Raw genomic sequence first — 23,668 nt, forward strand, 5'->3', positions numbered from 1 at the left:
CTTATACGATATGCCAAGTAACGTGAAAAACTCGCGGACATGGTGTAGAAGATTTCTCCTCCCCCAGCACACTTTCCCGACGCTGCGTTCGTCGAAATGACATCGTTTTTCAATTGATAATAAATCATTGAAGGAGTGTACAGACAATAGCTCAAGAAAGGAATTGAAAGAATCTTTAATTACTTCTACAATACTTACCCATACACAAAGCAGCTTATTCCAAGCGCTTTAACGTCATAACAATTTCAAAAAAAACTACGTTGCTGTGAGTATCATTTACAGCAGTCATTGTCTTTGGTGTGTCCGATTATAAAACTGTTTTGTTCCACGCCCTTACACGACTTCCAAACATACCGGAACTGCAGTAAATATGTTTACCTAAACAATTAAACCATGAAAAAACTTTTTACGCTTTGTAATTATTTGACAGGTACGCACCGGCGGATAAGGCTGCTGTTGTTTTCGCTGTCGATGTTTGTCACGATGGGTGTCCGCGCCCAACCTTTTGTCCATCCTGGCGTGGCTTTTAACCGGGCCGATTTGGATCAATTGAAAGCCAACATTAGCCGCGAACCATGGCTTTCCGGTTATAATGCATTTAAAAACGACTCGCATTCACAATTGGGCTATGGGCAAAAGGGGCCTTTTGCAACGGTTACGAGGGCGCCCAACCTCAACAACAGCGCCTGGATTGATGATATGCAGGCTGTTCACAACCTGGCCTGGATGTGGTGGTTTACAGGCGATTCTACTTATGCCCGTAAAGCTACAAACCTGCTCGATGCCTGGGCAGTAACCAATACTACCTGGGGCGGCGGAGAATCAATGCTGGATATTGGCGACTATGCACAGTATTGGGGCGTAGGTGCTGAAATTCTACGTTGTACTTTCCCCGGTTGGACCGCGGCCAATACACAGCATGTAAAAAGTTATTTTGCCAATGTTTTGTTTCCAACTTCCTGGGTACCAAGCCCCTTGCGCGATGCGAATAAAGGAGCTCTCCAGTTAAAAATTGCCCTTGCCGCCTCGGTTTTTTGTGATGATGTCACCCGGTTTAACCAGGCGGTGGAAGTGTACCGGATGGATGCCGGAGGTGGGATGCGCAATTCATTGCCCGGTGGTGAAGTAGGAGATTCGGGCCGGGACGACCATTGGCGTGTGCAGGCAGCAGCACTGGCCTGGGGCGCGGAAGTTGCCTACAAGCAAGGTGCAGATATGTTTGCAGAATTGGATAACCGGGTATTGGCTATCGGTGAGTTGTATCATAAATACGCTTTTGACGGAGCAGCAATGACCTTTATCCCGTTGGGGGGCTATGCAAGTTATTGGACCGGCTGGGGAATTCAGCCCGGAGCCAGGACCGGCGATATGACTAATCTTATTTACAGCGCTTATGCTGTACGCAAGGGAATACCTACCCCTAATACCGACAGGATGAGAGCCGCGTTAATGCAGCCCGGTGCCACCAATTATTCTCCGGCCGGCGGCAATTTCTTATATCTGAAATCATCAGACACATCTACCGCGGTTAAGCTGCCCCAGGTATACTATCCTGCTGATCATGTGCAGCCGGTGAGCAACCTTACCAATATTGATATCGGTAATACCGGATTGGCGGGCAGCGCCTCCTATAATAACGGGGTTTGGACACTTCAAGGCGCCGGAACTTCCACCAGTAATGCTTTTAGCTTCAACTTTAAGAAAATTAGCGGCGATGCCGGACTGGTAGTTAAAGTTGAAAATATGTCGTTAAATACCGGTGGTTGCGGGGTCATGCTACGCCAATCGCTGGCGCCCGGTTCAGCTTTTTATGATATTTTCCTTAAAGCGACAGGCGGTGCCGGAAACCACTACCAACCCAAAGCCCCCTGGTGGTTAAAAATTGAGCGTGTAGGCACCCGCATATTTACATACCATTCGCAGGATGGCATTAGTTGGACCGGTCTCGGTTGCTGGTATTCTGCAACAGGTTTCCCCACTGATTTGTATGCCGGATTTTATACCCTTTCCAGTAATAACTCGGCACTAAATACCGCCACGTTCAGTAATGTGGCCTATAGTCAATCTGCACCTGCCGGTTCTCCGGAGATTAGCAGTGCTACCACAGCCACAGCTACCAGTGGTGGGCCTTTCAGTTATAAAATCGTAGCCAGTGCTAATCCATCTTCTTATAGTGCCAGCGGCTTGCCGGCAGGGCTTAGCATTGATGCGGCCACCGGTATCATCTCGGGCACACCTACCGCGTTAGGGCAAAGCGAAATTACCATAGCCGCCACTAATGCCAGCGGCACCGGCACGGCAACGCTCATGCTGAATGTGGTCAATAACCAGGCGCCGGCAGCGCCGGCTTCGGCTGCAGCATCTGTTGTTAATTCTACACAAATTAATATTACCTGGGTAGCTTCAGCCAATGCTACCAGCTATTCGGTAAAACGGTCGTCATCATCCACCGGGCCGTTTACCACAATACAATCAGGTATAACCAACACATCATATATTGATGCCAGCCCTGTACCCGAGGTAAACAATTATTATGTTGTGACCGCGCTTGCCGGAACATTGGAAAGCGGAAACTCGAATGTTATTTTTTCATCTGTACCACCGGCTGCCCCGGCGCAGCCTGCAGCTGTTAATAAAAACAAGGAGGTTGACTTGAGCTGGAATGCAGCAGCAGGGGCGGCTACTTATAATGTAAAACGCGCTACCATAAGTGGCGGTCCTTATACTACCGTAGCCAATGTTTCAACTACGGCATACGCGGATCTGAATGTAAGCAACGGAAGCCCATACTATTATGTTGTTTCATCTGTTGGCCAAACCAAAGAAAGCTCCAATTCGGCCGAAACATTTGGCGTACCCGGCTCAAGCACTTCAACATGGAGCCAGCAGCCCGAGTCCGACTCGCTTACCCTGGCCCGGAACTGGCAGGAAAACGCGACACCGGTTAATCCCGCAATTATTACTTTTCAAAACAGTGCAGATACCGTACTGACCAACGACATCCCAAACCTTGTAGCCTCGAGGATTCAGTTTAATGCAAACGCTGGCAGCTATACCATTGAAGGCGCAGCAATTCATTTGCGAAATGACCTGGTTAATAACAGTTCGGGCTACCAAACCCTGAAGATGCCTGTAACACTCGATACATTACTCAATGTAAACACCCCCAACGTAAGCGGCACCATAGCATTAACCGGGCAAATAACAGGCTCAGGCAGCCTGCTCAAGAACGGTATCGGGTTCCTGTATGCAGGAGGCAATAACACCTACTCCGGCGGTACTATCCTCAACGGAAACGGGCAAAGCTGGCCGCCGGTTTATGGCATGGAAGTATCAGGAACAAGTACAGGAGCGCCCTCCGCCCCAACATCTGGGCCGCTTGGCACCGGAAAGATCACCATGAACGGCGGCGCGCTTTTTTCGGCCAACGGCGATGCTACCTTATACAACGATATTGAAATCGCTGCCGGAAAAACCAGTTATTTTTACCAAACCAGCAATGCACTGAACCTTTACGGGCGGCTTACCGGAAGCGGAACAATTATTCAGGATGGTAACGTATATGCCGGTTTACATTTGTTTGCCGATAACAGCAGCTTCACCGGGTACTTTGTATCCAAATTACGCAGCGGCAACTCACGTACCCGCTTTGAAGTACCCCAGTCAGGCAGCGCGAATGCTTCATGGAACCTTGATGCCAACGGTAATGATTGCCAGGGCATCATGTTCCCTACCGGCACTATCAGTTTTGGTGCGTTAAGCGGCCGCGGTGCTATCCGTACAGATGGTGGCGGCAGCCCAACCATCAGCATCGGTGCACTGAACATAACTACCACCTACGGCGGAACGATGACCGGCAGTATGAACGTAGAGAAAGTTGGAACAGCTATTCTGACATTTACCGGTAACCAGGCTTATTCCGGAACAACGACGATAAAAAACGGCACTTATTTGCTCAATAACGACCCTAACAGCGGCACATTCACCAGTCCGTTGTTTGCAGTGGCCGGCACGTTTGGCGGCAGCGGCAAAAGCACAGCATCGGTTACTATTGGTACCGGTTCGGGTTCAGGCGCGGTACTGGCACCCGGTAACCAGGCCATAGGCACCATAAAAGTAGGCCCCCTCACCATGAATGCCGATGCCACCTATAAAGCGGAGTTAAGCACCAGTTCGGCCACCAGTGATAAGGTAAGTACAGCCGTTGTTAATTTAGTGAACCAGCCTAAACTGCAGATCACGGCTATCGACTCGACAAGCCTGGCCCAGGGAAGTTCGTTCACTATCATTGATAACACCGGAAGTGCGGCAATATCCGGTACATTTAAAGGCTTGCCCGAACTTGCTCCGGTAACCGTTGGTAGTTTTACACTGCGCATCAGCTATAAAGGCGGTACGGGCAATGACGTTGTGCTGCTGGACGACCGGCCATTACCGGTAATTATCACCAGCGCGCCAACGGATACCACGCTGATAGGAAAACCTATGACTTATACGGTAACCGGAATTAAGTCGCCCAACCATTTTTCGGCCAGCGGATTGCCGGCCGGGTTACAAATTGATTCTTTATCAGGCAAAATTTCAGGAACACCAACGGAATCAGGCACCTTTAATGTAAGCCTGTCGGCAGGCAACGGCAGTACAACAGGTACTTCAACATTGGTACTCACGGTACTTAGCAGTGCTGTAAACTCTTTGACAGTTGCCGCGGGCGATGCCAAAAACATCCTTGAATGGCAATCACTTCCAGGCTACAGTTATAACGTTAAACGTTCAACAACTTCCGGCGGGCCATATACTGCACTTGGCTCGGTTAGTAACCTTACCTTCACCGACAGCAATGTAAGCAATGGCACAACCTATTTTTATGTGATAGCCCCTGCAGACAGTACCGGCGAAGGTACCAAAAGCACAGAAGTGGTTGCTAAACCCAATGCCGGGCAGCGCGACTTTTATCAATTTGATGAGGTAAGCGGCAGCAAAGGCATTGATGCCTGGGGCGCCAATCATGCTGCACTCGCGGCAACAGCAAGTCGTGCTGCGGGTAAATATGGAAAATCTTTGCTGCTTGATGGTTCGGCGAACGCTTATGCAACATTGCCTGCCGGTACTTTCAGTACACTGAACGATTTTACCATATCTGCCTGGGTGCGGATGGACGCCCTAAGTACCTGGATGCGTGTTTTCGACTTTGGCTCAAGCACCACTCAATACATGTTCCTTACCGTTCAGGCTGCGGTAACCAATGGCCAGTCAACCATTCGTTATGCAACCAAAAATGGTTCAGCAGCAGAGCAGAATATCAATTACAATTACACCTTCCCACTAAATACCTGGACCTACCTGGCGGTAACCCGGGCGGGCACCACTACTACACTTTACGTAAATGGTACATCAGTTGCCTCCTCAACAAACATTACCATCAAACCATCGGCGCTCGGTAGCACCACGCAAAATTATCTGGGCAAATCGCAGTTTGCCGATCCGATGTTCAAAGGCTCCATTGATAATTTCAAGATCTACGGCAGGGCGTTAAGCAGCACCGAAATTGCTGCCGATGTATTGGGCGATCAAACAATAACCTTCGCCTCCATCGATGGAAAAACATTTGGCGACGCCGATTTTGTGCCCGTTGCAACAGCTTCATCAGGTTTAGCGGTTTCTTACAGCAGTTCAGATACTACTGTTGCCAGTGTGATCAATGGCGCCATCCACATTAAAGCGGCCGGAACAACAACCATCACGGCTTCCCAGGCCGGAAACAGCAGTTTTAAAGCAGCTACTTCTATTAATCAAAACCTCACCGTTAGCCCAAAAGCACAAACTATTACGTTTAATGCGATCCCTGCAAAAACAGTTGCCGACAGCGATTTTGTGGCCGGCGCTGTAGCCAGTTCTGGCCTTGCGGTAAGCTATAGCAGTTCGGACAGTACTGTAATTCAGGTAGCGGGCACAAAGTTGCACATCAACGGTGCAGGTACAGCCGTGATCACCGCCTCGCAGGGTGGGAATGCTAATTATCTTGCGGCATCACCGGTTACACAAACGCTTACCGTTAACAAGCTGAGCCAAAGCATCAGTTTTGCCGCGTTACCTCTGAGCAGGCCCGGCGATGCAGATGTCAGCCTGAATGCGACAGCTACTTCCGGGCTTACGGTTGTTTACACCAGCTCAAACTTAAATGTAGCTACGATAATCAATAATAAGCTGCATATTGTAGGCCCGGGCAGCAGTGCTATCACAGCGCAGCAAGGTGGCAACGCTCGTTTTGATACGACAGCCTCAAGCAAAACCTTCACCGTATTGCCATACAATATACAGGTACAATCCTCCGACGGTGATAACAACCAGCCTGTAAACAATCTCATTAAGCCATTTCTGAAAATTGTTAACCAGGATTCTGTCGCCATTAATTTAAACGAGCTGACCATGAGGTATTGGTTTACCGCGGAAAATTATGCCGGGATCAATTCGTGGATTGATTATGCCCAAATGGGGAACAGTAACGTTACCATGAAATATGTTCAGTTACCCAACCCACGCACAGGCGCTCTGGGTTATATAGAATATGGTTTCCTGAATAACGGCCAGCTCAGCGCAGGCGGCAATTCCGGGGTTATTCAGTCGAGGTTTGCCAACCAGGACTGGTCAAACTTTTCGGAGGCCGATGATTATTCGTACCTGCCATACACCGGCAGCTATGCTGCAAACAGCCATATCACCCTTTACCGCAACGGGCAGTTAATTTACGGTACCGAGCCGGCCGCAGTTACAGCTACCACGGCTTTTACTGTATCTTATCAAAACCAAAATCAAAGCACATCCGGAAATACGATCAGTACCTACCTGGCGCTTAACAATACCGGAAACGTGCCTGTCAATTACAGCGATCTTTCCGTTCGTTATTGGTTTAGCCGCGAAGGCACAGCAGGATTGAATTTCTCGGTAAGCTATGCCAAACTGGGCAACAGCAAAATCAACAACCGGTTTGTTACTTTAAGTCCCCCTTTAACCGGGGCAGACACCTATCTTGAATTAACCATCGATCCATCGGCCGGTTCGCTTTACCCCTTAAGTAATACCGGTAACATTCAATACCAGGTTAATAAAACAGACTGGTCGGCATTTAACGAGGCCAATGATTATTCGTTTGCTGCTAAAGCTGCTATGGCGCTTAACAGCCATATTACCGTTTATTATAAAGATCAGCTGATTTATGGAACGGAACCTACATTGCTCAGCAGCAATTCGCTGGCTTCAACCATAGGTCAAAAAACCGGTATTGTACAGGATAACAGTGCACCTATCGGTACTGTTCAAAACAATGTGATCTACCCAAACCCGGTGGCTGCACGCAGCTTCAACATTAAACTAACGCCCGACCTGGAGCAGAAAGAGATCAACCTGGTTATCCGGGATAATTTTGGCAAGGTTATGCAAAGCGGCAGATATCGTGGTTTTGGCGGTAACCTTGGGGTTCAGTTAACCCGCTCGTATATGACCGGTGTTTACTTTGTTCAAATCAACAATCTGGCACCATTGCGCATGATAGTAAGCCCATGATTTTAGCTAAAAGCAGAATGCACAAAGCTTAAAGCTAAAAACTTTAAAACGCAAAAAGGGATGGCAGTGTTGCCGTCCCTTTGCTTTTACAGAAATTCCCTTTACCCCCGACAGAAACGCTTGGTTTATTAAATATTAATACTCGGTAGCCCCAATATCAAAAGCAGTACCCGATGGGCGTACAGCATTATAATAATCAAATTTTATGCCGTATGATAAAACGTTTGCCCCCTGATCGATAAGCGGCGATGAAGGTTGTAAATGAAAATCATCTCCATTATAATTTACAAACCCACAAACACTTACATCTGTGTTTACATAATTGTTTGATTCGGTAAGTTTAACGCTGGTGCTTTTTAAAATTATCGGCTGTACCGATGCCGATTGTATGATAGCATTATTAATAACGGTATTCATGGGGATAGTTTCGGAGTTTAACTTTATACCGCCTAAAACAGAGCCTACAATGGTATTATTGATAAACTGAAAATCCGGGCCCGGCGTATATCGTGAATCAGCAAAAATACCGTAAGCTTTTGAGTCAATAATATAATTATTGAATACCTGGTTATCCCCAAGGCCAAGAACAATGATGCCGTTGCCGGGCGCATTCTTAACCAGGTTGTTATAGCATTGGCCGCCGGTACCTTCTCCTATTTGTATGCCATTATTTTGATAAGAAGCAAACGGACTTATCCCCGGATTTTTAACGGTGTTACTATAGATCATGCACCCCGACGTAGCACTGCCAACCTGGATCCCTTCGGCACCGGTAGAGTCAACAAGGTTTTTGTAGATCCTGGCATTCACGATATCGTGAGGTAAAACTGTACCGCAGGAAGTTGAAACGCCATTCTGATAAAAAGAATTTCCTATATAAAGGCCTTCCCCTCCTGTTTTGTGAACGTAATTATCATGAATTGTTACATTACTCATGGTAAAATTGCCCCGCCAGGTTGCAGCATCGCATGTTGGATCGGTTTTTGCCATGATCCCCGCAAACCCGCTGTTACGCACCTCAACATTCGCAATCTCAAAATCCGAGCTCAGATAGTCCATCGTCATACCGATGTTGCCGCCGTTTATATCAAACCCGTACTTAATTGAGGAAACGCCATTTCCCATTACCTTAAAGTACTGGCAGTTTTGTGTCTTAAATGCATACGAGGCGGTAGTTTCAGCAGTGAATGACACCCTTCCCCCCTGGTTAACAATTAAGATTGGAGCGGCGGCTGTTCCTTTAAAGTTTTTAAGCAGCAAAGCCCCGCGTTCACCGGCGGGGATATATATTATAGCGCCCGCGGGGATATTTGTACCGTCAACCATCCACTCGGTAGTTTTAACGGTATAAGTATAGGTAGTTACCGGCTTGGTTTTCAAACTTTGCAGTTTTCCATCCTGCTCCGGAATTGAACTTGCCGGTGTTTCAATTTTGTTTATACTTTTTGAACACGCCAAGCATGATATTACCAGCATACCAGCTATCATGCTTAGTAAGTAATTGTTATTTCTCATTTATTAATCTGAAAGAGTTTTGATAATCAACCTGTCCCTGTTGTGCGGAACCGGCAGTTCTACGTTATTTTTTCAAATATTGTTGCCCGCACAATTAAATCGCCCGCTTGCAACGTTCAGGGACTTCGGTAATAAACAAAAATTGTAAAAAAGGGGGTTGCTTTAACAGCACATGCCTTGCATAGGGCTATCGCCGATGCAAAAGGCTTGCAGCTTATAACTGAGTGGAATTACCCTCCCGGACGCCCGTATGATTATATAAAGACCATTGTCGCTGACTTAGCCCCAATGGTCCATCCTGGTAAGATTAAACCTGTTTTACTTTACTGCGCTTAGCCTGCTGGTATTCAGTTGGTGTTGTACCGAATTGTTTCAGGAAGTTACGGCCCAGGTGTGATTGAGAACTGTAACCTACCATGTTGGCTACTTCATAGATCTTATAATCACCTTCTTCCAGTAATTGCGCGGCAGCCTTAAGGCGGGTGATATTGATAAGCTCATTAATAGTAAGATTGGATATAGCTTTAACTTTGCGGTACAGCGTTGGTTTACTCATGTTCATGAGGTTAGCTATCTGCTCTACATCAAGCTCGGCGTTTTGGATGTTTTTGTAGATAACACCATTTAACTTATCCAGAAAACTTTCATCAGGTTTTGAGTACGCCATCGACTTGATATGCGCCAGCGGCGAGCTCGCAAAATGCTCCTTAATTTTATTACGGTTAATAAGCAGGTTAGCTATCTGCACCTGCAAATGTTCGGGCGAAAACGGTTTTTCGATATAGGCATCGGCACCAACTTCCAGGCCTTCAATTTTACTTTGCAGGGTATTTTTTGCAGTAAGCAGTATAATGGGGATGTGGCTGTAATCGAAATTGGTTTTAATGGTTTTGCATAGTTCAAACCCATCTATTCCCGGCATCATTACATCGCTTATTATAAGCTGAATGTTCTCTATGGCTATCATATCCAGCGCTTCCTGTCCGTTAAGGGCTTTAATAACCGAATATTTGTCGCTCAGATCATCCGAAATAAAATCAAGTATTTCAGGGTTATCATCCACTAAAAGTATAACTGGTTTCATAAAGTCAATATTCTCCTCTCTGTTACTTAGGTCTGCCTGCTCATATTCATCGGGGGTAATATGAAGGTCGAATTCTTTTTCCTGGTGAACAGGCAAAGTAAGGTTAAATATATTAAAATCGTTAATAGATTTATTCAACACCAATAAGCCCTTATGCAATTCGGCTAACGAGCGCGACAAAGAAAGCCCTATTCCGGTGCCAATTTGTTTTTCCGACCCCTTCATCCTGAAGAAAGGCTCAAAGATCTTTTCGCGCATTTCGTAAGGGATCAGGTGCCCGTTATTCCTTATTTCGATGGTAAAGGTAGGATCGTTAACCGGGTGATCAAGCAGTTCGATCTCAACAACAGAAGTGCTGTATTTGATGGCATTATTGATGAGGTTACTTATAATTTTGGTGAAGGCTTCGATATCGACGTAGGCATAAACAGTTTTAGCCGGATGTATAAAGGTATAGCTGAGGTTCTTTTGTTCGGCCATGGGCTTAAACCGCAAAAAGGTATCGGCAAGCAGATCCATAATATCGGTTTTAACAAAGCTGAGGCTGAAGCCATTGGTTTCGGTTTTTCTGAAGTCAAGCAGTTGGTTGGTAAGATCGAGCAGCCGGTTGGTATTCTTTTCCATGATCTTCAGGTTGTTTTGAATATCCGGAACATGCTCCGCCCGCCTGATCACTTTTTCCATGGGCCCCTTAATAAGGGTTAGCGGCGTACGGATTTCATGGGCCACATTAGTGAAAAATTCGATCTTGGCATTATAGATCTGTTTCTCTTTGTCATTTTCAAGGGTTTCGATAATACGTTTATTTTTCTCGCGGGTTTTACGGTGATAGCTTCTGAGCAGGTAGTAACCTGTTAGTAAAAACAACAGGCAGTAGGCAATGTATGCCCAAACGCTTTCCCAAAAAGGAGGTGCTATATTAATTTCAATACTTGTTTCTTTTTGGGTCCAGGTGCCGTTATTGTTTGCCGCTTTTACTACAAAGGTATAATGACCGGGCTGCAATTGCGTAAAGTAAACTTTTCGATTGCGTTTAAGGTCGGTCCAGCCTTTATCCAAACCTTTCATCGTGTATTTATATTGGGTCATTTCGGGCGATGGGAAGCTCAGCGCAGCAAAATCAATACTGAATGAAGATTGGTTATAATTAAGGTTGATCTTTTTTGTGGTGATGATAGATTGTTTTAATAATGAATCGGCGCCATTAACAGAGATCTCTTTATTGTGCACCTGGAAACCGGTTATATAAACCGGGGCTACAAAGTAATTTTGCTTAAAACTGGCAGGGTTAAAGCTAACCATACCACGTACACAACCAAAATACATGGTACCGTCGGCATCTTTAAAAGACGAGTTGTAGTTAAACTGGTCACTCAACAAACCGTTGGCTTTTGTATAAATTTTGATGCTTCCGGTATTATCATTAAAGCAAACCAGCCCCCGGGTAGTGCTGATCCATAGATTTTTATGGATGTCTTCTTCAAGCCTGAAAATGTAATTACTCGGAAAGCCGTTATTGGTGTCATAAAACTTATAGCTATCGGTGTCGGGATCGTATCTCCATAAACCCAAACCTTCGGTAGCAAACCATAATTTATGGTTGCTATCCTCAAAAACGCCGTTAACCGTGGTGGTGTTAAGCACATTTTTAACGGGGTAACGATAGTTTAGCTTAGTGCTTGTATTGTTTGCCGGATTGTAGCAGTAAATACCATCCCTTACGGTGCCAACCCAAATTTTGCCCTTATGGTCTTCGGTTATGGCGTAAATGAAATCATATGGGGGTAATTTATCTATCAGGGTAAAATCCTTGCTTGCCAAATTATACCTGTAAATGCCACGGGTAGTACCAACAAAAATGAGCCCGCTGCGGGTTTTGCAAAAGCAAATTATAAAGTTGCTTTTGAGGTCATTATTTCTGCTTCCGGCCAGGTAAACGCGTTCAACCTTGCCGGTTTTAATGTTCATGATATCCAGTCCCCGTTCAAAAGTACCTACAAACAGTTCATTGCCTAATGCTAATATACCGTGGATGTTAGTATTGGAGATGCTGGCACTTCCGCCGGGATTATAATGGGTCCAGGTGTTATCGGGAGCCAATTTGTTTAACCCGTTATCTTCGGTGCCCATCCACAGGTTGCCATACATGTCTTTGGTAATTTCGCGCACCACGTTTCCTTTAAGGGAATTTGGCTCAGTGTCGGGGTAAAATTTGTTAAAGGTTGAATATTGTTTAGGGTAATAGTTGAGGCCGCCAAAATAAGTGCCTGCCCAAACCCCGCCTTCCGAATCCTTATAAAGGCAATAAACGGCATTATCCGATATGGAGTAAGGGTCATTGAAATGCTTTCTGAGATTAAGAAATGTGCCCTTTACCGGGTCATAAATAAATACGCCCGATTCTGTGGCTATCCAATATTCTGTATCGTTGTATTTTAAAAAATCGCGCACGTAAACAGCCGTTTTATCCGGGTTGTAGTTAAGCAGGTCCTTGTAGGTATAGGTTTCAGCATTAAATTCCTTAAAACCATGACTATTGGTACCTACAAATATTTTGTTGTTACCGGCATAATAAATCTTCTCAATAAACTTTGAGGTAACTTTATCAGTTGGCTTAAACACGTTGTAAGCGGTAAAAGTGCGGCTTGCCCGGTCAAATTTCTCCATTGCGCCGGTTGAAGAAGAAGCCCACACTGTACCATTAATGATTACTACAGACGTAGCCTCAAAATGCTGCGAAGGCCAGTAATCAGTTCTTTCGCCGGTTTTTGTGTTATATCTTATTAATGAAGCTCCGGCTACAAACCAGCAATTATCATGTTCATCAAAAGTGATACTGCGCACACCGTTAATATTTGCCGTATTGATATGTGTAAATGTTTCTGACAGGGGATCATACTTATCAAGGCCCTCGTCGGTACCTATCCAAAGCGTACCTTCTTTATCAAGGCACAGGGTATGCACCATGTTGTTGGAGATGGTGCTCTTATTTGCAGGGTTATGTCTGAACGTTTTAAAGGTATAACCATCAAAACGGTTCAGGCCGTCCTTAGTACCAAACCACAAAAAGCCGCGCCTATCCTGCATGCTGCAGTAAACGGTATTATGCGATAACCCATGCTCAACCTGGTAATGCTTGAAGTAGTAGGTTTGGGCATTGCAAATACCGCATGATACTGTAAAAAATAATAGAAATATGTATAGTGGTTTCAAAATAATCAGCTTAACGCAAATATAACCAATCTGTTGCAGCGTTTCCCTTCTCCCGAAAATTGATACTTTTTGACTAAGTATTGATATGATTTGGTTAAGCGCCGGGCCCAAAATCCTTTTTCTTTACAACATGATTTTAGATATGTCAATTGTACATTTTTAAAATCAAAACTTAACCAATTAATAGATCATTTATGAGAAAATTTTTACTACTCAGGCATGGGGGAAACCCTCATGTGCAGTGGCCGCCCAGTAAATGGAGCCCCAAAGTAATGCTAATCGCTTTTTTCATCATGACCGGTTTCCTTTTTTCGTTTAGCGCATCCGCGCAAAATAAAATTAAGGTAACAGGTAACGTGGTTGACACCACCGGCCAGGTACTTACCGGCGTAGCCGTACGGGTACAGGGCACACAGGGGGGCACCACAACCGATGCACAAGGCAATTTCATCATTAACGTACCAGGTGCAAACAGCACTTTAGTTTTTACTTACATCGGTTTTACTACACTCGAATTACCGTTAAACGGCCAAACAGCCGTAAAAGTGCGGTTGCGTGCCACAAACTCGGCTTTACAGGAGGTGGTTGTTACGGGTTACGGTACGCAAAAGAAGGCATCTATCACAGGTGCCATTTCAACAGTTACCAGTAAAGACCTCGACCGCGTACATGCCGGTTCGACAGTAAGTACAGGTTTGGCAGGTAAAATTCCGGGGGTAACTTTCAGGATGTCTGAAGGCAGGCCCGGTGCAAGCGCCAGTATCCAGATCCGTAACATGGGTACACCTTTATATGTAATTGACGGGATCCAGCAGGATGAAGGCCAGTTTAACAACCTTGCTCCTAACGATGTGGAGAGTATCTCGGTATTGAAAGACGCTTCGGCAGCTATCTACGGTGTACGTGCGGCTAACGGTGTAGTGGTGGTAACCACCAAAAAAGGCGCTGGTGAAGCCCGCATCAATATTGATGCTTACACCGGTTACCAAAACTGGTACAGGTTCCCCAACGTGTTAACCAATTCATATGATTACATGCGTTACCGCGCTGATGCCGAGGTTAACAGCAATGGCTCAACCAGTATTACCCAAGCCGAGCTTGATAAGTATAAAGCCGGCACCGAAAAAGGTTACCAAAGCTTTAACTGGCGCGATTATGTTTTGAAAAGCAATAACAATGCCCCGCAAAACTCGGTGAATGCCAATTTTACCGGCGGTAACGATAGGGTTAACTACTATGTTTCGGCAACTAACCTTTATCAAAACTCTCAGTTGGGTAAAGAGTATAAATTTAATCGTTCAAATATCCAATCGAACGTTTCGGTTAAAGTGGCCAACGGTTTAAAAGTAAGCCTGGACATTAACGGCCGTATCGAAACCCGCGAAAACCCTGGCGTACCGGGGGGTGATGATTACTTCCTTGCCCGTTTTGCCGTTTTAAGGAATACGCCGCTTGAGCGCCCTTATGCCAACGATAACCCGGCATACCTTAATGATATCGGCCATACCGAATCAAACTATGCCTTCCTTAACAAAAAGCTTTCAGGCCTTTACCACAGTGACTGGCGTGTGCTTCAAAGCAACTTCGGTGTTGAATATCAGATACCAGGCGTGAAAGGTTTAAACGTAAAAGGCTTATATTCATACTATATTGCCGATTACTTACTTAATAACCAGGAGTATACTTATAACGCGTATACCTACAGGCCTGCTACCGATACCTATGATGTAACCGGCGGCAGCACCAACCCATGGCGCGAACGTGAGCAACGTAAAGAGTTTGCCAAAACTTACCAGTGGCAAATTAATTATAACAACAGTTTTGGTAAACATACCATTGGCGCTACGTTTGTTTCTGAACGTATCGAGTTAAAACACCTACGTAACTGGATCCATGCTTCGCCAATTTCAAATAACCTGCCATTGATCTACTTCCCAACAGCCGATCAATACCAGGACAGCGATAATACCGAAACCCGCATAGGTTACATTGGCCGTGTAAACTATAACTATGACAACCGCTATTATTTAGAAGCTTCGGCAAGGCGGGATGCATCATACCTGTTTGCCCCTGATAAACGAGTGGGTTATTTCCCTGGTGTATCTGCCGGCTGGCGCATCACACAGGAAGGTTTCATGAAAAAACTATTAGGCGAAAACAGTATCCTGAATGATTTGAAATTCCGTGGTTCATACGGTGTGTTAGGTGACGACCGTGATCCGGGAAATTCAGCTAATCCTATTGTGGCCCCATATGCTTATTTGCCAGGTTACAACTACAACCAGGGCACTTATATTTTTGATGGCAACGCGGTTATCACTTCAAGGGATAAAGGGATCCCTGTAACCCGTATTTCATGGCTAAAAAGTAAAATTACCGATGTTGCTGCCGATTTCAGCTTGTTTAACAGTTCGCTGAATGGTACTATCGATTACTTCTATCGTAAACGTACCGGCTTGTTAGGTACTAAAAATGATGTTGTGGTACCTATTGAAATAGGTTACTCTCTGCCGCAGGAAAACGCGAGCAGCGATTCGCAACGCGGTTTTGAGATCTCGCTTAACTATAACGGTAAAATTGGCAAAGCAAGCTATAATATAGGCGGTAACTTTGGCTACACCCGCCAAAAAAACCTGCAAAGCTATAACCCGCTATTCTTTAACTCATGGGATCAATACCGTAACTCGACCGAAAACAGGTACTCGCATATCGACTGGGGTTACCAGGTTATCGGTCAGTTTACATCGCAGGAGCAGATCAACAACTATACTATCAACAACGATGGCAAAGGTAACCGTACCTTGTTGCCGGGCGACCTTATGTATAAAGATCAGAATGGTGATGGTAAAATTGACCAGTATGACGAGCGCCCTATAGGTTTCGGTTATGGTACACAGCCTAATATCAACTTCGGCTTTACAGTTGGTGCTGCTTATAAAGGCTTTGATTTCCATGCTGATTTTTCAGGGGGGGCAGGTTATACCTGGTTCCAGAATTATGAAACCCGCTGGGCGTTCCAGAACAATGGTAACCTGAACTCAATATTTGAAGACAGGTGGCACCGCCAGGATATGTTTGATTTAAACAGTCCGTGGGTACCGGGTAAATATCCTGCAAATAGGGTGAACCCAGGTTTTGGTCATAGCGATTACGAGCTAAACGGCCAGCGTAACTCAACTTTCTGGTTGCATAGTGTAAGGTATTTAAGGGCCAGGACTTTAGAACTGGGCTATTCATTGCCGACTGATATGCTTAAGAAAGTGAAGATCAGGAGAGCGAGATTTTATGTTAACGCGTACAACATGTTTTCATTTGATAACCTGAAACAGTATGGCGTTGATCCGGAAACTACCGATGATAATGGTTTACAGTTTCCGCAAAGTAAGGTACTCAACTTCGGCGTTAATTTAACCTTTTAATTAATTCCTAAAGTTTAAAAGCAAATGAAAAAGATTTCAATTATAACAATGCTGGCAATCTCGGTAGTAGCGGGATCGTGCAGAAAAGATAGTTCATTTTTAGATGTGCCGCCTAAACAGGTGCTGCCAACAGATCTGGCGTTCTCAGACCCTGCGCTGGTGCTTTCGATCCTTGGCGATCTTTATGACAGGCAACGTGATTTCTCAAGTTTGGATGGTTATCCGTCAAGAGAATATCCGCAATCACCCAATGGTGACAGGGAGCCTGGATGGCGTACTTTTGCTGATTTCAGCGAGGCTTTCCCTTCAGAAAATGGCAGCAGCTTCCTTGTACAGCGTACAGGCTGGGGTTATGGCGAATGGGCGATATGGGATTATGGTTATATCCGCGACCTGAACCTTTTTATACAACGTGCAACCGCGGCCACCAAACTTACCGAAGGTGATAAAGCGCGTTTTATCGCCGAGGCCCGTTTTTTACGTGCTAACTATTATTTTGAAATGGTTAAACGCATGGGCGGCGTTCCGTTAATTACCGATCCGTTGGCTTATGATTACTCGGGTAACGTTACCCCGCTTCAAAGGCCGCGTGCCAAAGAATCAGAAGTATATGATTTTATTATCAGCGAAGCAGAGGCTATTAAATCAATACTCCCGGCAGATGTTAACCAAAAATCAAGGGCAACTAAAGCGGCAGCATTAGCCATGGAAGCAAGGGCTGCACTATATGCAGGTTCAATTGCAAAATATGGCGCTACCACCCCCCAGGTATCATTACCGGGAAATGAAGTTGGTATCCCTTCAACCTTATCAAATGGTTACTATACCAAAGCACTGGCTGCTGCCCAGGAAATTATTAACGGTTCGGCAGGCAGCTACCAGTTATACAAAGTACTTCCTGACCTGAGCGATAACTTCGCTGCTATTTTCCTTGATAAAAGCAGTGTAAACCAGGAAGCTATATTTGTTGAGGACTTTAAAGCCAACGGCGGTAAAGTACACGGGTTTACCACTAATGATCAGCCATTCTCAATATCCGACGAAGGTTTGGACGCAGGTCGTTTAAATCCGTCGTTGAACCTGGTTGAGGCTTTTGAAAAGCTGGATAATACCTACGCGCCAATTGCAACAAAAGATGCGGGAGGTAATCCTGTGTATTATACCAACCAGCTTGACGCTTTTGCAGGCAGGGATGCACGACTTGCGGGTACCGTATTGTTACCAAACGGCTTATTCAAAGGTAAAAGGACTGAGGTTTTTGCAGGCTACCAGCTTGGCGATGGTACAGTGATAAGCAGCGGCGATGCTACTATAACACAGGATGTACCGGGACTTGGTAAAAATATCCAGGTTGTTGGCAAAGACGGCCCTGTTAATGGATTGGAGTTTCGTACGCAAACCGGGTTTTATATCCGTAAGTATCTTGATCCAACGGTAGGCTCTGGCCGTCGCGGCCGCGGAAGCGATGTTAACTTTATCCGTTATCGTTATGCCGAAGTGTTATTGAATGCTGCGGAGGCCGCCTTTGAACTTGGCCAAACAGGTACCGCACTTGGTTATATTAACCAGGTAAGGTCACGTGCAGGCTTAACCACTCCTTTGGCTTTACTTACTTTTGACAGGATAGTACATGAGCGCAGGGTTGAGCTTGCATTTGAAGGTCACACATTGTATGATATGAAACGCTGGAGACTTGCTACCAAAGTTTGGGATGGTAACCAAATGTCAGTTGCCGACCTGGTTAGCAACATCGGCAGCGCTACCAAGCATAATACACAGCCTTTTGGTTTATGGCCATACAAATACTACAATCCGGGCAACGCCAATAATGGTAAGTGGATCTTTAAGGAGGTGAAACCAAGTGCGGTAACGGGCGCCAATAAGTTCCAGGCAGGTAACTATTATTCGCAAATTGGTGATGATATTTTATCTGCAAACCCTAAAATTGTAAAGCAACCAAATCAATAGGTATTAATAAATTAACCATCATGAAAATAAAATTTCATCATATCATATTAGGGCTCTTACTTGCTACCATGGGTTGCAAGAAGGACAACTATGAAGCGCCCGCATCAAAGCTCACCGGCCGCCTCACATATAAAGGCCAGGCTATAAATGTTGAATATAACCAGGTGCCTTTTGAGCTTTATCAGCCGGGCTTCGGTAAAAATGCACCTATCAGGGGTACTTTTCAGCAGGATGGCAGCTATTCGACACTATTATTCAACGGTAATTACAAATTCACGATTCCCGCAAACCAGGGGCCTTTTATGTGGAAGGAAGTAAGTGCCGGGAAAAGGGATACAATAGCCGTTACCATTAGCGGCAGCCAAACTATGGATGTTGAGGTAACGCCTTATTATCTTATTAATAATGCCAAAATAACAGCTGCCAATAAAATAGTTAACGCTGTGTTTGATCTGCAGAAAGTTATAACTGATGCCAATGCTAAAGAAATAGGCTCGGTGGTGTTATATATCAACAAAACCCAGTTTGTATCGGGCAGTGATAATATTGCTGCTACTGAAGTTGCCGGTTCTGCTATAACAAGCATGAATGGTATCAGCATCAATGTAAATATCCCTACTATCACGCCCACACAAAATTATGTGTTTGCCCGTGTAGGGCTTAGGGTTGCCGGTGTGGAAGATATGATCTTCTCGCCTGTGGTAAAAGTTACTTACTAAGTTTTATAATTAGGCCCCGCTGTATAGCGGGGCCTTTTTTCCCTATGCAATAATTTAAATTAATATAATAACTCATCTCTACTTTTTAACTGATGAAGAAACTATCGCTTTGCCTGTCTCTTTTTATTACTACTTATCTATCTGCCAATGCACAGCAAGGCGAATGGCATTTGATAAAAGACAGGATCACTACCCCATGGGCCGAAAAGGTTGACCCTAAGGCACCGCTACCCGAATATCCGCGCCCGCAATTGGTACGCGGCAACTGGCAAAACCTCAATGGTTTATGGAACTATGCCATAGTGCCTAAAGCAACCACAGGGCCTGCCAAATATGAAGGAAAGATCCTAGTGCCTTTCGCGGTTGAATCTGCCCTGTCGGGAGTGGGTAAAACGGTGGGTAAGGATAGCATGTTGTGGTATAAAACCACCATCAGCTTAAACAAAACATTAAAAGGTAAAGACGTACTGATGCATTTTGGTGCGGTTGACTGGCGTACCGAAGTTTTTGTAAACGGTAAAAGCGCCGGCATTCATGAAGGCGGCTTTGATCCTTTTACATTTAATATTACCCCTTATTTAAAAGGCGGTTCAAAGCAAGAAATTACCGTAAGCGTATGGGACCCGACAGATGATGGTCCGCAGCCGCGTGGTAAACAAGTTAAAAAGCCCGAAGGGATCTGGTACACCCCGGTTACCGGGATTTGGCAAACTGTTTGGTTGGAAGGTGTAGCTAAAACACACATTGAAGCCACCAAACAAACCCCCAACATTGACGATCACACACTATCGGTATCCGCCGAAATTTCAAATAGCCAGCCGGGCGATAAGCTGAAGATCAGCGCCTGGAATGGCAAAACCCTTATATCCGAAAAAACGATTGATGCCGGCGAAACTGCTGTGTTGGATATCAAAGATCAGCATTTATGGTCAACTACCGATCCGTTTTTATATGACCTGAAGGTTGCAGTTATCCGCAACAATAAAGCTGTCGACGAGATTGGCAGCTACTTCGCTATGCGTAAAATTTCGCTTGGTGCGGATGCTAACGGCATTCAACGGATGCTGCTGAACAACAAATTTGTGTTTCAATATGGCCCGCTTGATCAGGGTTGGTGGCCTGATGGTTTATACACCCCGCCAACATATGAGGCTATGAGTTTTGATATTGACAAGCTAAAGGAAATGGGCTTCAACATGATCCGTAAGCACATTAAAGTTGAACCTGCGCGTTACTATGCTTACTGCGATAAAACAGGTATGCTGCTTTGGCAGGATATGCCGAGCGGCGATTTAGGCAACCACTGGGAAAACCGCCCTGGTGTGCTTGACCGTGCTACCGACCAGCAACGTACTCCCGAATCTGAAAGCTACTATCGCAAAGAGTGGAACGCTATCATTAACTCATTATATAACTATCCATGCATCGTAGTCTGGACTCCGTTTAACGAGGCCTGGGGGCAGTTTAAAACTGTGGAGATCACCGAATGGACGATGAAAAAAGACCCGTCACGTTTGGTGAACAGTGCCAGCGGTGGCAACTTCTACGATACCGGTAACATTGTCGATTTGCATAACTATCCGCACCCTGCTATGCCACGTCCCGAGATCTTCGGTAAAACCAAAGCCGTTGTACTTGGCGAGTTTGGCGGTTTGGGCTGGCCGGTTGATGGCCATACCTGGCAAGCCAACAAAAACTGGGGGTATCAAAATTTCAAAAATGGCGACGACCTGTTTAAAAGATATTCAACCTTTACCGATAGACTGGAAGAATTGATTAAAGTTGGCCTTTCGGCAGCGGTGTATACCCAAACAACAGATGTGGAAGGCGAAGTGAACGGCTTCATGACCTATGATCGCAAGGTGATTAAAATGCCTGTTGAATTGTTACAAAAAGCCAACAGCAAACTGTACGATCCGGCGTTAGCGAAATAATATCTTTACGTATGACTATCAAAAACAGTATAAAATTAATGCGCAGGGAGGTTTGTCTTTCCGTAGCTATGATATGTGCTGGCTTTGCAACAGCAAGTGCCCAGGGAGTGAAAGCAACAACGGTTACAACAGTAGACAATAAAGGCGCGAATGCTTTTTATGTAAACAACCGCGCTCCCTTGCAAAGGCAATATTTTACCAAATTGCCTACCGGTAGCATTGAGGCTGGTGGCTGGCTCAAAAAAATGCTGGAGCTGCAGCGCGACGGCTTAACCGGTAACCTTGGCGAGATCAGCGTATGGCTTTCGAAAACCAACAATGCCTGGCTTAACAAAGAGGGCAAAGGTGAATACGGTTGGGAAGAGCTGCCTTATTGGTTAAAGGGCTATGCGGATATAGCCTACACGTTGAAGGATAAAAAGATGATTGCCGAAACCAAATTTTGGATTGATGCAGTATTGAATAACCAGCGCGATAACGGCGATTTTGGTCCGGCGGTTGAACATAACGGCAACCGTGACCTTTGGACTAACATGCCGATGCTCTGGTGCCTGCAATCATATTACGAATACACCAAAGATCCGCGCGTTATCCCTTTCATGACCAAGTATTTTAAGTATGAGTTAGCTACGCCTGATAATAAGTTTTTGGAAGATTACTGGGAAAACAGCCGCGGCGGTGACAATATGCTGAGTGTTTACTGGCTATACAACCGTACTGGTGATAAATTTTTACTTGATTTAGCTACCAAGCTTGATAAAAATACTGCCAATTGGCGCCAGGCCAATAACCTGCCCAACTGGCATAATGTTAACGTAGCGCAGTGTTTCCGTGAGCCGGCAACTTATTACCTGCAAAGCCACGATAAAAAAGATCTGGATGCTACATACAATGATTTTAAACTGATCCGTGATATCTATGGCCAGGTTCCGGGCGGTATGTTCGGTGCTGATGAAAATGCCCGTAAAGGTTACGATGATCCGCGCCAGGCAGTAGAAACCTGTGGTTTGGTAGAGCAAATGACATCCGACCAGATGTTATTGGGCAATACCGGCGATCGTTTCTGGGCCGAAAACTGCGAGGACGTAGCTTTCAATACCTTCCCGGCTGCCTTTATGCCCGATTATCGTGCTTTACGTTATCTAACTGCACCTAACATGGTGGTGAGTGATGGTAAAAACCATCATCCGGGTATTGCCAATGAAGGTCCGTTTTTAATGATGAATCCTTTCGGCAGCCGTTGTTGCCAGCATAACCACGCTGCTGGTTGGGTATATTATGCCGAAAACAGCTGGATGGCTACCCCTGATAATGGTATTGCCGCATTACTTTACACCGAAGGTAAGGTGAACGCAAAAGTTGGTAACGGTACCGCAGTAAGTATTGCTGAAACAAGCCACTATCCTTTCCAGGATCAGATCAACTTTACGGTTACTACGCCAAAAACAGTCGATTTTCCGCTTTACCTGCGCATACCTGAATGGTGCAAAGGCGCATCGGTAAAAGTTAATGGCGTAGCTGTAGATGTAAACACCTCAACTGGCGATTATATCCGTTTGGCAAAAAACTGGAAAAATGGCGATAAAGTAACGCTTCAGTTGCCAATGCAGCTTAAGGTGAAAGAATGGGCTAAAAACAAAAATAGCGTAAGTGTTAGCTATGGCCCGCTTACCTATTCTTTGAAAATAGAAGAGCAATATACCAAAGGAGATAACCTGAAAGATGCTCAGGGCGATTCGCACTGGCAACCCGGTGCTAACCCTCAAAAATGGCCGTCTTATAACATCTACGCTGCATCGCCATGGAACTATGGTTTGCTTATAGATGAACAGCATCCTGAAAAATCAATAGAAGTTATTCACCGCGCATGGCCAAAGGACAATAATCCGTTCACCAATACCAATGCGCCGATAGAACTGAAAGCAAAAGGTAAACAGCTGCCCGGTTGGAAGATAGACGAAACAGGTTTATGCGGGGTATTGCCGCAAAGTCCGGTTAAAACTGAGGAACCTGCTAAAGAACTAACATTGGTACCTATGGGCGGAGCAAGGTTAAGGATCTCGGCTTTCCCGGTTGCTGAATAATGAGCAATACAGATGCCGATAGGGCTTACAGTTACACAACCAAGCGCACGTCCATCCACGCTGCCGAACTGGAGTTTAACGGTGAAACATTGGTTTGTGACAGGGATAAGCCATTTAGTTTTTGGCTGGCAGACGTCAAATAAAATATCGACAGAAATAAAAAGAATAT

General features: G+C 45.3%; 9 protein-coding genes. 7 read left to right on the forward strand and 2 right to left on the reverse strand.

Going from position 1 to position 23,668, the window contains the following annotated elements:
* Positions 1-393 precede the first annotated feature (393 nt).
* Complete coding sequence (locus ACEN82_RS19780) at positions 394-7,563, forward strand: cellulose binding domain-containing protein (protein ID WP_413322001.1); 7,170 nt, start codon at positions 394-396, stop codon at positions 7,561-7,563.
* Between the two features lie 135 nt (positions 7,564-7,698).
* On the opposite strand, the gene ACEN82_RS19785 is transcribed toward ACEN82_RS19780, so the two are convergent.
* The gene (locus tag ACEN82_RS19785; RefSeq protein WP_413322000.1) at positions 7,699-9,078 is read right to left on the reverse strand and encodes a right-handed parallel beta-helix repeat-containing protein; all 1,380 of its coding nucleotides are present in this window, start codon (positions 9,076-9,078) and stop codon (positions 7,699-7,701) included.
* A gap of 307 nt (positions 9,079-9,385) precedes the next feature.
* Complete coding sequence (locus ACEN82_RS19790; protein ID WP_413321999.1) at positions 9,386-13,375, reverse strand: hybrid sensor histidine kinase/response regulator transcription factor; 3,990 nt, start codon at positions 13,373-13,375, stop codon at positions 9,386-9,388.
* 194 nt (positions 13,376-13,569) lie between these two features.
* On the opposite strand from ACEN82_RS19790, the gene ACEN82_RS19795 reads away from it, so the two are divergent.
* From ACEN82_RS19795 to ACEN82_RS19820, 6 genes are all read left to right on the forward strand, one after another.
* Positions 13,570-16,794 carry a SusC/RagA family TonB-linked outer membrane protein gene (locus tag ACEN82_RS19795; RefSeq protein ID WP_413321998.1) on the forward strand — a complete coding sequence of 1,075 codons (3,225 nt, stop codon included), beginning with the start codon at positions 13,570-13,572 and terminating at the stop codon, positions 16,792-16,794.
* A gap of 24 nt (positions 16,795-16,818) precedes the next feature.
* Complete coding sequence (locus tag ACEN82_RS19800) at positions 16,819-18,762, forward strand: RagB/SusD family nutrient uptake outer membrane protein (RefSeq protein WP_413321997.1); 1,944 nt, start codon at positions 16,819-16,821, stop codon at positions 18,760-18,762.
* A gap of 20 nt (positions 18,763-18,782) precedes the next feature.
* Positions 18,783-19,481 (forward strand): DUF3823 domain-containing protein, encoded by a 699-nt coding sequence (locus ACEN82_RS19805; RefSeq protein WP_413321996.1) that lies wholly within the window; start codon positions 18,783-18,785, stop codon positions 19,479-19,481.
* 92 nt (positions 19,482-19,573) lie between these two features.
* A complete protein-coding gene (locus ACEN82_RS19810; protein ID WP_413321995.1) occupies positions 19,574-21,415 on the forward strand; it encodes a glycoside hydrolase family 2 protein in 1,842 nt (613 codons plus the stop codon).
* 11 nt (positions 21,416-21,426) lie between these two features.
* Entirely contained in the window at positions 21,427-23,499 is a 2,073-nt protein-coding gene (locus ACEN82_RS19815) for a beta-L-arabinofuranosidase domain-containing protein (RefSeq protein WP_413321994.1), read from the forward strand.
* Positions 23,499-23,642, forward strand: coding sequence for a hypothetical protein (locus ACEN82_RS19820; RefSeq protein WP_413321993.1), 144 nt, complete (start codon positions 23,499-23,501; stop codon positions 23,640-23,642). Before ACEN82_RS19815 ends, ACEN82_RS19820 begins: the two co-directional genes overlap by 1 nt.
* The last annotated feature ends 26 nt before the right edge of the window (positions 23,643-23,668 follow it).

Source organism: Mucilaginibacter sp. Mucisp73 (assembly GCF_059491465.1).

What these genes read in the sequence shown, in the direction of transcription:
- ACEN82_RS19780 (WP_413322001.1), top strand. Translation starts at nt 394, where the DNA reads ATGAAAAAACTTTTTACGCTTTGTAATTATTTGACAGGTACGCACCGG.
- ACEN82_RS19795 (WP_413321998.1), top strand. Translation starts at nt 13,570, where the DNA reads ATGAGAAAATTTTTACTACTCAGGCATGGGGGAAACCCTCATGTGCAG.
- ACEN82_RS19815 (WP_413321994.1), top strand. Translation starts at nt 21,427, where the DNA reads ATGACTATCAAAAACAGTATAAAATTAATGCGCAGGGAGGTTTGTCTT.
- ACEN82_RS19800 (WP_413321997.1), top strand. Translation starts at nt 16,819, where the DNA reads ATGAAAAAGATTTCAATTATAACAATGCTGGCAATCTCGGTAGTAGCG.
- ACEN82_RS19820 (WP_413321993.1), top strand. Translation starts at nt 23,499, where the DNA reads ATGAGCAATACAGATGCCGATAGGGCTTACAGTTACACAACCAAGCGC.
- ACEN82_RS19785 (WP_413322000.1), bottom strand. Translation starts at nt 9,078, where the DNA reads ATGAGAAATAACAATTACTTACTAAGCATGATAGCTGGTATGCTGGTA.
- ACEN82_RS19810 (WP_413321995.1), top strand. Translation starts at nt 19,574, where the DNA reads ATGAAGAAACTATCGCTTTGCCTGTCTCTTTTTATTACTACTTATCTA.
- ACEN82_RS19805 (WP_413321996.1), top strand. Translation starts at nt 18,783, where the DNA reads ATGAAAATAAAATTTCATCATATCATATTAGGGCTCTTACTTGCTACC.